Annotated in this window: 15 protein-coding genes; all 15 read right to left on the reverse strand. The window is 37.6% G+C overall.

Annotation, left to right across the window (positions count from 1 at the left end; translation table 11 throughout):
- Positions 1 to 4 precede the first annotated feature (4 nt).
- The 15 genes from HMPREF2887_RS09175 to HMPREF2887_RS09245 all read right to left on the reverse strand — a co-directional run bounded on the left by HMPREF2887_RS09175 (position 5) and on the right by HMPREF2887_RS09245 (position 13451).
- Positions 5 to 748, reverse strand: a complete 744-nt coding sequence (locus HMPREF2887_RS09175; RefSeq protein WP_003024831.1) for a carboxymuconolactone decarboxylase family protein — start codon at positions 746 to 748, stop codon at positions 5 to 7.
- Between the two features lie 94 nt (positions 749 to 842).
- Positions 843 to 1733 (reverse strand): LysR family transcriptional regulator, encoded by an 891-nt coding sequence (locus HMPREF2887_RS09180; RefSeq protein WP_084741094.1) that lies wholly within the window; start codon positions 1731 to 1733, stop codon positions 843 to 845.
- A 94-nt stretch (positions 1734 to 1827) separates the two neighbouring features.
- Positions 1828 to 3066, reverse strand: coding sequence for an MFS transporter (locus tag HMPREF2887_RS09185; RefSeq protein ID WP_084741097.1), 1239 nt, complete (start codon positions 3064 to 3066; stop codon positions 1828 to 1830).
- Between the two features lie 536 nt (positions 3067 to 3602).
- Positions 3603 to 4928: an ISLre2 family transposase gene (locus HMPREF2887_RS09190; protein ID WP_084741099.1), complete on the reverse strand. Its 1326-nt coding sequence runs from the start codon at positions 4926 to 4928 to the stop codon at positions 3603 to 3605.
- Positions 4929 to 5014: 86 nt separating this feature from the next.
- Positions 5015 to 5497: a hypothetical protein gene (locus tag HMPREF2887_RS09195; protein ID WP_084741101.1), complete on the reverse strand. Its 483-nt coding sequence runs from the start codon at positions 5495 to 5497 to the stop codon at positions 5015 to 5017.
- Between the two features lie 29 nt (positions 5498 to 5526).
- Positions 5527 to 5760, reverse strand: a complete 234-nt coding sequence (locus HMPREF2887_RS09200) for a hypothetical protein (protein ID WP_003043299.1) — start codon at positions 5758 to 5760, stop codon at positions 5527 to 5529.
- Positions 5761 to 5838: 78 nt separating this feature from the next.
- A complete protein-coding gene (locus HMPREF2887_RS09205; protein ID WP_084741104.1) occupies positions 5839 to 6660 on the reverse strand; it encodes a ParA family protein in 822 nt (273 codons plus the stop codon).
- A 91-nt stretch (positions 6661 to 6751) separates the two neighbouring features.
- On the reverse strand, positions 6752 to 7336 hold the full coding sequence (locus HMPREF2887_RS09210) for a recombinase family protein (protein ID WP_003043131.1): 585 nt from the start codon (positions 7334 to 7336) through the stop codon (positions 6752 to 6754).
- A gap of 103 nt (positions 7337 to 7439) precedes the next feature.
- Positions 7440 to 9080, reverse strand: a complete 1641-nt coding sequence (locus HMPREF2887_RS09215) for a relaxase/mobilization nuclease domain-containing protein (protein WP_084741106.1) — start codon at positions 9078 to 9080, stop codon at positions 7440 to 7442.
- Positions 9071 to 9463, reverse strand: coding sequence for a plasmid mobilization protein (locus HMPREF2887_RS09220; RefSeq protein WP_084741108.1), 393 nt, complete (start codon positions 9461 to 9463; stop codon positions 9071 to 9073). Before HMPREF2887_RS09220 ends, HMPREF2887_RS09215 begins: the two co-directional genes overlap by 10 nt.
- Before the next feature lie 200 nt (positions 9464 to 9663).
- Positions 9664 to 9945: a hypothetical protein gene (locus HMPREF2887_RS09225; protein WP_148131513.1), complete on the reverse strand. Its 282-nt coding sequence runs from the start codon at positions 9943 to 9945 to the stop codon at positions 9664 to 9666.
- A 54-nt stretch (positions 9946 to 9999) separates the two neighbouring features.
- Positions 10000 to 12282 (reverse strand): ImmA/IrrE family metallo-endopeptidase, encoded by a 2283-nt coding sequence (locus tag HMPREF2887_RS09230; protein ID WP_084741112.1) that lies wholly within the window; start codon positions 12280 to 12282, stop codon positions 10000 to 10002.
- 12 nt (positions 12283 to 12294) lie between these two features.
- Entirely contained in the window at positions 12295 to 12627 is a 333-nt protein-coding gene (locus HMPREF2887_RS09235; RefSeq protein ID WP_084741115.1) for a hypothetical protein, read from the reverse strand.
- 36 nt (positions 12628 to 12663) lie between these two features.
- Positions 12664 to 13269 carry an ATPase gene (locus HMPREF2887_RS09240; protein WP_065428422.1) on the reverse strand — a complete coding sequence of 202 codons (606 nt, stop codon included), beginning with the start codon at positions 13267 to 13269 and terminating at the stop codon, positions 12664 to 12666.
- Positions 13270 to 13271: 2 nt separating this feature from the next.
- Positions 13272 to 13451: a hypothetical protein gene (locus tag HMPREF2887_RS09245; protein WP_084741118.1), complete on the reverse strand. Its 180-nt coding sequence runs from the start codon at positions 13449 to 13451 to the stop codon at positions 13272 to 13274.
- Between the last annotated feature and the right edge of the window lie 37 nt (positions 13452 to 13488).

The following is a 13488-nucleotide window of genomic DNA, read 5'->3' on the forward strand; positions in this document are numbered from 1 at the left end:
AAATTTACTGTTGTGCATTTGCAACTTCGTTGATACAGCTAAGTGCATTGATAGTACGCGGATAACCAATATAAGGGATACAGGCAGAGATGACTGCAATTAACAACGTTTTATCATTTCCCAAGCAAAGATTGGCTGCAATATGTCCCTTCAACTGCGGTTCACAGCCCCCTTGAGAATAAAGATAACAGAATGTCAATAATTCACGCTCAGCATAATCAAGGCTAGAGCGAGTATAGTAATCACCGAAACAATTATCGACTAACCATTTGTTGATATGGCGTACATCCGGCTCTCCCTTTGTCGCAAAACCTTTCATTTGGTCGCCAAAAATTGCAATCTGAGCTTCTTCACCAGCTTCTAAACGAGTTTGATTTTTCGGATTTTTTTGGCTAGCCAAAGGAAGTGACATTCCTTGATTGGTAAAAATCGTATTCGTTGGTGCGAAAAAGGCATAAACCCGACTAAGACCTAGATAAGCAACCGCTTGATACAGCAATTCTTTGACTTCCACGGCTTTCACCCCATTGTCCAAAGCAACGGGAAGAATCTCTTTATAGGCTTCAAGCCCTTGACTGCCAACTAAAACAGCTAAAGTGGCTAAGTAATATCTTCTTTCATCTAATGAGAAGGGGAGGTCTTTCGGCACTTCCTGAAAAGCGAATTGCTTAAAAAGTGCAACAAATTCTGGATCCGTTTCAGATAAGCCTAGCAAATCCGGAAAAGAGACTTTATTATCAATATCCATGATATTTCCTCACTTTCTTCTTTACATTTCTTATTGTACGGCTTTGCTTTTGACAAATCAATTTGAATTACAAGAAAAATCAGATAAGAAAAACTTATCTGAAATAACGTTTAGCAATTTCTAAAAAATCTTCTGTGTAAGGATGAGCATGCTCCAAATGATAAAAAAGAAAATAGTCTCGCTCTATCGGTTGCTGATTCTGCAAAAGAGGAAATTCGCAATATTCGCAATAAAGGTTTGAAGTTGCCTTAGTAGTCATTTTTTCAAAAGGAAAATAAGCAGTAGAAACCATGAGTTGCAATGCTGCTTCTTCTGGAGAATAAGCAAAATTAAATTCCGACTGAAAACCAAGATTGTCACGATAATAATCAGATTCTATCTTTTCCTGTCCTTTCACAGCTAATAACAAAGCTGGATAGACCTGCAAGTCTTTCATCTGAACAGATTTTGATTGGGATAAAGGATGAGTATGTCCAACTCTGATATAAAGCGGGAAAGAAGTTAAGCAAATATTCGCATAATTGCCAGAAAATGCTTTTCGCTGGTCGCTAATGGTCATATCCAACTTTTGCTGGCGCAGTGCCGTGCCAATCTCTTCATGACTTCCTACCATGATCTCCAACTGAACACTTGGAAAACGCTCTTTGAATTCAGCTAAAATCTGGGGCAGTACGCTTTCTGTCATTCCCCACAATAGACCTATCCGCATGGAAACTGGCTGTGTTCCTGTCAAAACTTGTGTATCAGCTACCAAGCCATTATAATCTTCTAGCAACCGTTGACTTTTTTGATAAAAAAATTTCCCAGCTCTCGTTAAATGAAATCCGCGATTTTTTCGTTCAAAAAGGGTCACACCAAGCTCCTCTTCCAGCGACTTCATCTGTTGGGACATGGCTGATTGCGAAATAAAATTTTCTTCTGCTGTTTCTGTAAAACTCCCTGTACGAACAATATCCTGAAAATACGACAGCTGTTTAAAATTCATCCTATTTTCTCCTATACTTGCCTGATTTCATTATATCATGAAATGTAAAAAGCCTGTCATTCAAATGAACAGACTTTCATTAAAACTTGGTATACTACGCTTCTTTTGCGACTAATTCTTCTCCTAACAGTGAGTAACGTTCTGCTTTTAAATTCTTAATCGTCCACAAGGCAGCAAAGCTAATCAAATAAAGGCTTGCTAGGAAAATCATGACCATTGAAACGCTCGAGATATCTAAAATTTTCCCAATAATCACAGATGAAAATCCTCCAATTGCTCGGCCAACATTTAAGATGACATTATTAGCTGTGGAGCGAATGTGAGCCGGATACAATCTCGTAATCATCGCGCCATAACCAGCAAGCATACCGTTTACAAAGAAGCCGACAATCGCACCACCGACAATCATGGCTGGCATTGAATTGGCGAATTGGAAGAGGTAAACACACATAGAAGAAGCTAAAAGAAAGATTGAATAAACAAATCTTGGTCCCCATTTATCAAGGATTTGACCGAAAGTGAGCATTCCCAGACACATTCCCAAAATCGTTGAGACCATCCAAAGTGAGGAATCTTTTACAGAAATATGCAGGCTTGTTTGGATAATGGTTGGAAGCCAGTTCATCATCCCAAAATACCCAGCAATTTGTACCGTCGTCATGACCATTAGTGCTACCGTCTGAGCTGTTAGAGCTGGTGTTTTAAACAATTCGCTCATTTTAATAGGCTGGCGTTCTTTTGCCGTTGATTTCACATTGCCATTATCTCGAATATGGTCATCGTCAATCGCTAATATCATCCACAAAACCAAGGCAATAGGCGCAAGTCCAAAGAGGAAAAGGCCTTTCCAGCCAAGTGCCGGTGCCAGCCAACCTGCTAACAGCGCTGAAGTAATGGAACCGATTTGACCTGCAATTCCGTTTAGAGATGAAATGCGTCCCATTTTTCCAACAGGAACAATTCCTGCCATGATCGCAATGGCAACTCCATACTCTCCGCCAACACCTATCCCAGCAATGAAACGCATGAGATAGAGATAATAAATATTTTGCGTAAAGTAAATCAGCCCTGTCGCTAATGAAAAAATAACAATCGTCCATTTAAAAACTTTGAACTTGTGATAACGGTCAGCCAGTATGCCAAAGAGCAAACCACCAACCAACATTCCTAGATTGGTAATCGTCGCAATCCAGCCACCTTGGGCCCCTGTAACGCCCAATTCTGAAATGATAGACGACATCGAAAAAGCTAAGAACATGACATTTAAGTCGTCTGTTCCTGATGCAACAATTGCAGCAACTAATGCTCGCTTATTATTTTTGTCTAAAGACATGCACATTCTCCTTAATCGTAGCTCACAGACTACATTTATTAATTGAATACAGCCTTAAAAATCAAAAAGCTCAGGAAATCCTGAGCCAAAAGTTTACAGCAAAATAGTAGATTAGCGCACTAATCCATTTTAACGATTACTTTTATGCCTCACAGGACATGATTAAAGTTGTATTTAATTGTATTAAGTATAAGATAGATAAATAGATTTGTCAAGAGCTTTTAAAAAAAGGAATGTGTCTGTTTTTGGGAGAAAATGAAAAATCATCAAGAGAACGACAATCAAGACCGAAACGTTTGGACTTTTTTCCTGTTTCAGTCTTGATTTATTGCTCTTTTGATGTTACAATATTTCTAAACTGATTAACAAGCCCAACTTGTTTAATCGGTGGGCGTTTGAGTGTTGTCGCACTCAGCGCCTTTTCTTCGTGTTTTTCTATAGCTGTATTATACCATATCCTACAAATAATGCAAGCATTTCATGTTAAAATTGTACACAAAAGCGCTAAATCTTAAGGGATTTAGTGTTTTTATAATCTACTTCTTATACAAATAACTCTTAATTCTTCGAGAAGGACGAACATCCGGCAAAGCATGATGGGCTTTTCTAAAAGTGGTAAGACGCTCTCTTTGTGTGTCATCTATCTCTTGTATTTTCTCGTACTCCGTCCGCCAATTGCCAAAGAAGAGATCTCTTAGCTCGCCAGTATGGTTCAAAAGAATCGTACGACTCATTGTATCTGCTCCCTTTTTACTCCAATACATCCCTCTATTCTTCATTCGATAGGCAATTTTACGGTGTTGACTTTCCATAATCCCAATACCCCTGGAACCCAATCCCATCTGTTCAGGTGTAACCGTGTACTGAAAATTTCTAAGCAGCTGCCTCTTGAAACGACCAAAGGTCTCAAATTTGTTATCCGAATCAATCAAAGATTCTGCAGTATCTAAAATAGTCTTTAGTCTACTTTTATCTCGTTTCTTAATAGCCTTAAAAGCCTCTTCTGTCAATTCTGCTGATAAAGGAGTTAAGTTGATTTTCAAAGCCTGATGCACATGAAAAGCATCCCAAAAATGAAAATGAGCTTTGGGTTTAAAAGCACTTGCTAGGTCTTGAAAAATATGTGGTGAATAACCATGACCGCCATCTGAATTGGTGATAATGAGTGTTTTAGGTGTAATCTCAAAGTGATTATAGATTAAGTCAATGAGTTTGTCTTTCGCCTTATAGTATTGTGTCGAAACCACTTCCATCTTATTTTTTAAAACATTCCTTTTTCCTCTTTTGCTACCAGTATGAACGACAAAATGACTTAATTCAACGGACTTGGTCTCCGTTTCAGGATGAGATTGTTTCACCCAAACACCATCTCCTTCTACGTATAGAATCTCTGGTTTGATTCTCTTTTTCTCTTCAGGAACTGCTAATACTCGGTACTCGTCCCGCTCTTTCAAGAGTCCCCCTGCTGTCTCTAGCGCTCGTTGAACGCTGTTTTTTGTGATATAAATATTCTTCAGCAATTCCATCACTGATACCACTTTACGATAAGGCATGAAGTTAGAGAGTGTGGTTAGCTGATAAAGAAGTTCTTGTGAGAACCTAGCACGTGGTTTAAGTCCTAACTTTTCATCAACAGGTATCCTAACAACATCCCCTTTCTTCCACCTGCTTCGTGAAAAAGTCATCTCCCCAAAAGAAAAGATAACAGTCCGCTCTTTCTGATTGATTCTCTTGAAGCCCTGGGTTCTCATAATCGGGGCGATATAGCTCTCATATTTTTCAATCATCTTGAGGAACGTTTGGCGATTGTTCTCTTGTAAAGCAGTAAAAAAATCTCTTTCGTCTAAGACTGCTAAATCCATCTACTCACCTCTTCTACTAGAATAAAAATATATTATACCGCAAATCAAGGCAAAGAAAAAAGCCTTCCCTGTCGGGGAAGAACAATTTAATTATCAAACCAGAAGACCAATCGCATATCATTAATACTTAGTTGGTTTATGCCAGTGTCATCAGTAATTTCATGAGATAAATCCCATAGTTTATAGTACAAATCCTTGACGGCTTCAGCACCTCTTTTCAAAATCTCATTTTCTGAGTTTTTATACGTTGTTGCATAAATTTCTAATTCTTCAGGAAAAACATAGCCATAAGAGTGCCCCTCTCCATCTGACTTCCATTCTTCTGCCTCCATCCTAGTTTCTGAAGCCAAATTGTTAGGCAAACCACGGTTTTCCTGAATAAATGGAATATCATAATCATTACTTACATTAGCTAAAGCTGCAAATAAAGCTGAATTCCGTCTGATGTCATACTCCTCCACAGGTCTTATTTTTGTTGGATTACCATAATCTACATATCGTGGATTAGCAACAAACCACTTACCATCTTTCCCTTTACCTTCAATCCAGGCATGAATATCACACCCCATAATACTATTCTCCTTTTCATTAACTTTTATTATTCTTCAACGCTAGCAATCCAATCATTTAAAAAGGCAGCAGTTGATTTTCCATAGCCATTGGCTTTAGCCAAGCGAGCTAACTTCTCTTTATTTTTCTTATCCAGCGTAAACGAGGTAATCACCTTTTCAGGCTCTTCTCGTTTGGGAAGACTGGCAGTTGGAACACGTCTCTCTGCTATCTTTTCCCCTAATGCCTTTTTAATTTGTTCTTTTTTGGGTTCAAATGCCATCTCTTCGCTCCTTCTGACTAATTTTATAATATTTATTTAATAGTTCTATATTTTAAAAATAATATAGAACTATTATTTTTATATTATATCACAAATGATTTGAAATGTCTTAGCCATTTCTTCAAAGAATTTACGATTTTTTTGAAGGACGGCTGGTTCTTCTGCCATTTCAAAAATAGATTGCTTATCCATTGTAGATTTGTTAAATAGTTCCTTTTGTGGAATATAGACCACTTCCTGTGTATCAGGAGAAAGAATCCTACCTTCCTCTTCTGTCTTATTCAGTGTTTCTAAAAGACTCTTAGAGGAACTGGTATTGTGTTTAATCATATTTGGAATAAAGTACAGCTGAGCAGTGATGTAGCTCTCCCTTGTACGATAATTGATAACTTCTTGTCGAAAAGATTCTAGGCGATCTTCTAAGTTAAACTTTGCATTATAGCCGTGTTCGCTTGGAATGATCGGACTAATAATTGAGTGACTAACTGCAATTGCATTGCGAGTAGCTGTCGAAAAGTCAGGATGACAATCAATAATGACATAATCAAATAGATTTAACCTTTTGTCCTCATAGTGATCTTCTAACCACATATACAGCAACATATCTTTATTTACCTTATTTTCTAAAGATTTTTCGATTGTATCTAGTTGCATATAACCTGGTATCAGGCTAATGTTTTGTTTAATAGGGATAACTTTAACATCCCCCTCACCTTTGAAAATATTGGCTACAGTATCTGTATCATCGTAAATACCGTAAGTTTGAGTCAAGTTACATTGATGATCCAAATCAAGAAATAAGACTTGGTATCCTTTACGTGCTAACCATTCCCCAAAGTTAAAAGCCAACGTTGTTTTGCCTACACCGCCTTTAATGGCCGCAAAAGTTATAATTTTCATTTTCAATGCTCCTTTTATAATTATATTATTTTTATAATATAATTATACTACAAAAATAATTATAAGTAAATATAAAAATATTATTTTTATATTATCGCTTAATCTGATATTTATCACGGTAACGTCTGAAAGTACGCTCGTTAATCCCTGTAAGACCTGCCACATCTTTATCAGACATTCCTGATAAGTACAGTTCAAAGGCGTGTTGTAAACGGCTATCATCTTTAGCAAAGAGAGATTTACGCCCTCGATATTTACCTTGATTTTTGGCAATGACAATTCCCTGTGCTTGACGCTCCTTTATCCGTTCTCTTTCAGCTTGTGCCTGGTATTTGTAGAGTTCTAAAATCAAGTTATTCAATAGCCGTCTCAAGTTATCATCTTCAATCCCTCGAAGGGTTGGGAGGTTGAGAACTTCCAAAGTTGCCCCTTTGATCTGAATTTCATTCATGACCTCAGTCAGCTCCTTATTATTCCTTCCTAGCCGTTCCAGCTCAGTCACGACCACTATATCCCCTTCTCGGATATACTCCAGCATAACTTGTAATTGTGGACGGTCTTTGCTTGCTCCACTGATAGCCTCCTGAAACAGTTTATCCACGTGCTTCAGTTGCTCCAGCTGCCTAGCCATGTTTTGGTCTGAAGCGCTAATTCTAGCATAGCCAATTTTAGCCATTTTTACCTCCTTATTTTGCCGAACTCTATTGTCCGCCTTACAAATCCACTAAAATCAATAAAACACAAGCAGGTCAATAGAGTATACCCTACTGACCTGTTTTTTATATTGTCTTGTGTTGATTTTTCTCTTCACTTCTTTCACGCTGTTCCACTCTCTCCTTGATTTCCTTATAGTCTGTATAGTTCTTAATCACTAGGTCAAGATGTTCACGTAGTGCTTCTCTTTCCACCTGAATTTCTTGTAACTCTTTATTCAAGATTTTCGGATTCGTGGTCTTATCAATCTTGAATTGTTCCAGAATTTTCTCAGCGGTAACACCTTCTGGCCTTCTTTCCTGATAAGCTATTAGGGCTGAAATAATTCTGTTCACATTACCAATTCGTTGATCTAAATTATTCAATTCTTCTTGCGTCTCTTTGAGCTGTTGGTCAAATCTGGTTTGAAGTGCTTGGAACTGTTTGCCATTTGTCACATTGTTGGCTGCTAAAAAGTTGAACTCTTTAACAAGCATTTCCATACGAGAAATATTTGGATTTTTGCGCATAATCATCTCGCCACTATCCTTGGATAGCTGTTTAATAACTGTTGAACCTCTCATGAAACGATTATCTTGTGACTGGTCAGGATTGATAAAATAGAAAAAATCTTTTTGCTTCAGGTAAATTTCATAGGAACCATTTTCCAACTTATCTACCTGACGAGCGGGTATTAAGATAGTACCCGTTTGATTCACTCCAAATTCCATTTCAAGGTAAATTCCACGGGACGTTTCTTGTTTTACCTGCCAATCTTCCACTTCCAATTTTACTTCAAAGTCAGATGACCACTCCTGTTCTTCTTTCTGATAACGATCTTTAATTTCTAATAAATCAAAGGTTACTTGATTCTGATCTAAACGTTTAAGAATATTCTCTAAACTATATTTGCGACGTTTAGACAAAATATCATCACGTGTGTTCCGCTCTTGGAGTTTTCCATCAAGCGGAACGGTTAGACGATATTTAACAAACTTTCCATAATAATCAACATTAAGATCAAGTGCTTTGGCTTTAACTTTGAAATCCTCCAGACTGGTAGAATGCTTCAGCAAAAATTCCAAACGATTCTTAATCTCCACTTTGAAAGTGTTGGCTTGTTGCCAAGCTGTATATTTCTTGTGTGAATTTTTCATGTTGGACTGGATAATCTTAGCACCGTACAAGTCTGATATTTTATCTGAAATTTCTTTCAAGTTGTTTCGTGTCCTTTTTTGCCAGCGAAATTTCTTTAGAGTCACCTCATTAGTCGTGTTAAAAATAATGTGGTTGTGTAGATGTCCTCTATCCATGTGAGTAGCCACCACAAATTGATAATCACCACCTGTAAATTCTAAAGCTGTCTTACGTCCGATTTCATGAACTTGCTCTGGTGTTAAATTGTCCTCTGGCGAAAACGACTGAATGAGATGATGGGCCAATACTCTTTTTTCATTGTGTAAGTCGGACAATTCCTTATTTTCAGATTGTAACTCTGCCAAGTATTTAGTCATTACAAACTCATCAAAAGCATTTGTCGGTGTTATGATGTTGTGACCTGATACCAATTGCAAACTAACACTTTCTTCTTCTAAGCGAATATCAAACTCTCCAACTGAAGTAGACTTATCAATCATCCTAAGTGTTTTGGTCTCTTGAGTGATATAATCAAGGGCTCTTTTTAGTCGGTCAAGCTTTTTAATTTGTGCGACTTTAATCACAACCATGTTTCTATTTTCTCCTTATCTTTATCCTTATTTTCTTTTTCCAGCCCTTTAATTTCTTTTAGTTTTGAGGATAATAATTGAGTGATCCCTTTCAGTTCAAGTTTAATAGCTTCTAGCTCTTCTAAAGAAATTGTTTCAGTAGTATTAACATACTTAGTAATCTGGTTGATATTCACCCCAATTCGATTGATTTCTTGTTTGATTCCAACTAATTCTGACAAATCAACTTTGACAACTGCTCCAAGCAACATCATTTTTCGAGCATAGGTAGAGAAATTTTTAACGCCTGCGTTTGTCATTTTCCGTTTGATATATTTTTCTTCATCTGCATTTAACCAGACTTTTTTCTGAATCGGTCTGTGTCTATTTACATGTTCAACCATTAACGTATTCCTTCTTGATTAAAATTTGAGTTGTGTACCTACAGATCTCATTTACTTTTCATCTGGCAAGCGTAGCAAGTGGGTACCCACTTGCGATAGTTGACAAAAACTAAACAGCCACTTCCTGCAAGAAACAGCTGTTGTTTTGTGTCAAGTTTTGGGGAAATCCCCAAGCCCCTTTTTGCCGCTTCGCTCTTTGGTTAGAAGATGACTTCCTCTGTTGGTTCCCAACCGAGAATCTCTTCTCTTTCCTGTTCATAAGCTTCATCTGTCAGGTGAGAAAGTTCATCATAGGCTCTTTGATAATCTTCAAAAATATCCAGTTCGAGTTCTTCTATATCTACCATATCTCGGTTAATGACTGCCATCATTTTTTTACGGCTGGCATTTTTAAGCTGGTTATTTTCTTTACAGTTGCTTACCTCAAAACTATCAAAAAGGTAGGTCAGCAAAATTCCCTGTGTTGTTTCCGTCATCATCATTTCCTCCGTATTCTATCTGTCCTAATGCTAGTTTACGAGAACCCCGACTGGACACTAAATCGAGATTCCCTTTGCTTTTTTTGGCTCTTTGTTTTTTTCTTGAATAGATTGTTTTTCTTTGAAACGATTGAGCTTTTCATGAAAAACACTCTCTTTCGTTTTGTCTTTTGTCAAATTTAATGTTTTGATTTTTTCAAGTTTTAAATCCACTTTTTTAATCAGTTGACTGGCTTCTTTTTGGACGATTGAAAGCTGTGCCTCAAGGTCGGTTAAACTCTCTTTGTCTTTAGCCCAATTAGCTAAGTAAGCGAAAGAGTATTCACTGGTATCAATACCGTAATGATTTGAAACGACAAAAGCGACAGACTCAGCTTGAAGCTCTTTCGTGCTTCGTGTGAGTTTCTCACCTGCTTCCGCCACTATCTTATTATTGTGCAATTCAGAATGTGCCATTTCATGAATTATGGTTTTAATCGTCTGTGCTTTTGTCATACCTCGCTTGATAGCAATTTCATTGGTTTCACGGTTATAAAAACCTCTGGCTCCTGAATCAATCTCTTGGAAGTGCATAGCCACTTTGTTATCATCAGAAACACTTTTAAGCGCACGATAAAGTGTTTCATAATCAAAGATTTTACCTTCGTCTGTGAGTTCGTAAACAGCTTGCGGAATCTCCTTTCCTTGGGTTTGACTGACATCAAAGACAGGTACTAATTTAAAACCAATTCCTTTCTCAATCTCCCCATTTTCATTGACCTTGTATTGACCGTTATTATCCCTTAGTTTAAATTCATAAGGGGCAAAAATCCAAAGAGCTTTTTGACCTTTTTTTACACTGCGCTCAAAGTCGGACTGCCACTTTTTAAAAGAAGCAACCATAGAAACTTCTGAATTTTGGCTTAATAACAACATCACATTATTAGCTGAATATGAGGGAAGTTTACTAATTGCTTCCAGATAATTTTTGTATTGATCGGAATTAAAGTAATCTTTAATTCCCTCTTTCATAATTTTAGAAAGTCCTTTAGTATCTTTTGCCTGAATCAACTCAGAAAGAGTTGGCAACTGTGTTAGCTGGTCAGTGGTCAATTCCTTAGAAAGAGGGTTAGGTTTAAGTGGGTTCGTCCCCATCGCAACTTCTTGAGAGTCTGTCAAACCATCTCCATCCGTATCTGAGTTATAGGGATTTGTACCAATTGACTTTTCAAGTTCATCAGTTAGACCATCTCCATCAGAATCTCTAGTACGTTCAAGATTCCTTTCTTCCTGAAGTTTCTCCTGTTTCTTCTGAATTACTTCAGAGGTTTTTTCTCCTGGCATCTTTTTTTCTCCTGCTTTTTCTTTCTGTAAATACTCGTTCCAGTCCATTTTCTTTACTCCATCACTTTTTGGGGCAAGATCGATTTGAAAAGGAATGTTATCTTCTTTCAGTTTTTCAATAAACTTCAGCGCTTCTTTATCATTATCAACCGCTATTGTGATTAAGTCATCTGTAATAAGTTTTGTTGTCTTATTTAAGCTATCTAATGCCTTCAAAATAGACGTATAAGAGTTTGCTTGGGAAAACTTACCATCCGTCAATAAATCTGCTGTATAGCGACTGATTACCCCCTTTTTCAAGCCATCCATAGAAACTAATCGGACATCTTGTAAGGTGTCTTTTTTCAATTCATAATAACTCATCAAATCGATAGGTGCTTCAAAAAATACCAGTCGTTTTGGAGTTCCTACATCGAAAGAAAAACCAGCTAACCCGTCTGAATGGTTCATAATTTGTTTCAGACGGCCACGCTTTGGATATTGAACTTTATTTTCTACAATTCCCTGCAGGCTAGCTCCTTGAATTTTCCCATCTAGTCCACGGTATTTAAAAACGATTATAGGCTCAAAATAGTCCCCTTTCTTCCGAGTGGCTTCTGCTAAGTTTCCACCTGCTAAGAAAGTGTTAATTGTGTCATCTGTTAATCCTCTTTCTTCTTTGAGATAGTTTCTACCGAGTTCAAAATCAGGGTGTTCATAGGGTTGAAGAACATAACTAAATGGTTCTTGTTTGACTGGTTCTATCATTTCATTTTCTACTTGAGAAAATGTTCCTTCCTGAAGGAAACGAACGGCTTCTTTAAAAGATACATCCTTAACAGATTGAACCAGTTGAATAACATCTCCACCAACATCACGACTGAACCAATGGAAACGGTTTGTATTAGCAAGGATTTTCAAAGAATCGTGTTCAGTCCAATAATAGGTGTGACCAGACTGGCGTTTAAGTTCCATTCCCAAAGATTCAGCTACATCAATCATGGAAAGTTGTTTCAATTCATCAATATTTACTGCCATAAGGTTATCCCCCTAGTTAAAGTAAGCCTCTGGTTTTTCCTGCAACAGATGGAAAAGTTCAGGAGTCAGCGCTAAAGATTCTGCTCGAATAGATGGCTTATGACGTCGATAGGCAAATAGATACCCTCTTAGAGATTTAAAATCAGGATAAGTCAGCTCTTTCATCACTTCCACTGCTAACTGAGTTCTAATCTCTGCAGATGAGGTTTCTTCTGTAATGGTTTTAGTAAGTACCAATTTCTTAATAGCATCTGCTAAGACATGAATTGGATAGAGGGCTTCTATCCCCTCAAAACAGCCGATGCCATAAAGATCTGGAGTTAATAAGGTTGTTTCTGTCATCATACTTTTTCTCCTCAATAAGAAAAGCGCTTGTAAATCTTACAAGTGCTTTGATTGTGTATTATCTTTATGTTGGTTTTGATTTTTAGTTGGTTGCGTTTGTGTTTTACGAATATCATAGAGAATGTGATTCCCTCGACGTTCATAAGTTTGGGTGAAGGCTTTAGAGTTATCAAACATCAAGACATTGTCCGCAACCTCAGCAATCACCTTGAGATTCTCTTTTGAGCGGTCATAACGCTTACGAATGAGGTCTTCATCAACGCCGTGACCTCCCTTTTTAACTCTATCTGCCACCCGATCAATAGCTGTTTCTGGACTATCTAAAGTAACATATAAAACAGTGACTTCGTATCCTTTGGCATGTGCCTTATCTATCAAGTTTAAGAAAGGCTTGCCTGTCCCTGCTAGAGTGGTTTCTTGATGAATAGATTCACCTTTTTCAAGAGCCTGTTTCAAATCTTTAAGAACTGCCCTCATTGCTTTCACATTATCTGCAGGGCTACGCCAGTCACCTCCGTTTGCTTTGAGCCATTCGTCCGCATTGATTCGCCTTGTTCCTTCAAAAAGCCAGGGCTGCGAGCTGTAAAGTGTACTTTTGCCAGCGCCGTTGACGCCAGCTACAATAATATAGCGTGGTCTCATACCTATCTCACAAAATCAGGGCGGGCAATCACTTCACGTTGATGAGCTTGCATACTGTAGTCATACATAGCCTTATAGAAGGCTTGTTTTTCTGGGTCTGTCTCCTGGATAAACAACTGATACAAGTCAGCCGTTTCAAGGTCTCTCACCATTTCAAAAAATTGATTCAGTTCATTTGCCATGAAGCAATACCTCACTTTCTTTTAGATAAGTCTATTA

This window comes from Streptococcus sp. HMSC071H03, from assembly GCF_001813035.1.
GTDB classification, from domain to species: Bacteria; Bacillota; Bacilli; order Lactobacillales; family Streptococcaceae; genus Streptococcus; species Streptococcus anginosus.

Coding starts and splice junctions, on each gene's coding strand:
- HMPREF2887_RS09225 (WP_148131513.1), bottom strand. CDS start 9,945: ATGATGATGACGGAAACAACACAGGGAATTTTGCTGACCTACCTTTTT.
- HMPREF2887_RS09185 (WP_084741097.1), bottom strand. CDS start 3,066: ATGTCTTTAGACAAAAATAATAAGCGAGCATTAGTTGCTGCAATTGTT.
- HMPREF2887_RS09175 (WP_003024831.1), bottom strand. CDS start 748: ATGGATATTGATAATAAAGTCTCTTTTCCGGATTTGCTAGGCTTATCT.
- HMPREF2887_RS09210 (WP_003043131.1), bottom strand. CDS start 7,336: ATGGCTAAAATTGGCTATGCTAGAATTAGCGCTTCAGACCAAAACATG.
- HMPREF2887_RS09205 (WP_084741104.1), bottom strand. CDS start 6,660: ATGAAAATTATAACTTTTGCGGCCATTAAAGGCGGTGTAGGCAAAACA.
- HMPREF2887_RS09215 (WP_084741106.1), bottom strand. CDS start 9,080: ATGGTTGTGATTAAAGTCGCACAAATTAAAAAGCTTGACCGACTAAAA.
- HMPREF2887_RS09235 (WP_084741115.1), bottom strand. CDS start 12,627: ATGATGACAGAAACAACCTTATTAACTCCAGATCTTTATGGCATCGGC.
- HMPREF2887_RS09200 (WP_003043299.1), bottom strand. CDS start 5,760: ATGGCATTTGAACCCAAAAAAGAACAAATTAAAAAGGCATTAGGGGAA.
- HMPREF2887_RS09230 (WP_084741112.1), bottom strand. CDS start 12,282: ATGGCAGTAAATATTGATGAATTGAAACAACTTTCCATGATTGATGTA.
- HMPREF2887_RS09195 (WP_084741101.1), bottom strand. CDS start 5,497: ATGGGGTGTGATATTCATGCCTGGATTGAAGGTAAAGGGAAAGATGGT.
- HMPREF2887_RS09190 (WP_084741099.1), bottom strand. CDS start 4,928: ATGGATTTAGCAGTCTTAGACGAAAGAGATTTTTTTACTGCTTTACAA.
- HMPREF2887_RS09220 (WP_084741108.1), bottom strand. CDS start 9,463: ATGGTTGAACATGTAAATAGACACAGACCGATTCAGAAAAAAGTCTGG.
- HMPREF2887_RS09240 (WP_065428422.1), bottom strand. CDS start 13,269: ATGAGACCACGCTATATTATTGTAGCTGGCGTCAACGGCGCTGGCAAA.
- HMPREF2887_RS09245 (WP_084741118.1), bottom strand. CDS start 13,451: ATGGCAAATGAACTGAATCAATTTTTTGAAATGGTGAGAGACCTTGAA.
- HMPREF2887_RS09180 (WP_084741094.1), bottom strand. CDS start 1,733: ATGAATTTTAAACAGCTGTCGTATTTTCAGGATATTGTTCGTACAGGG.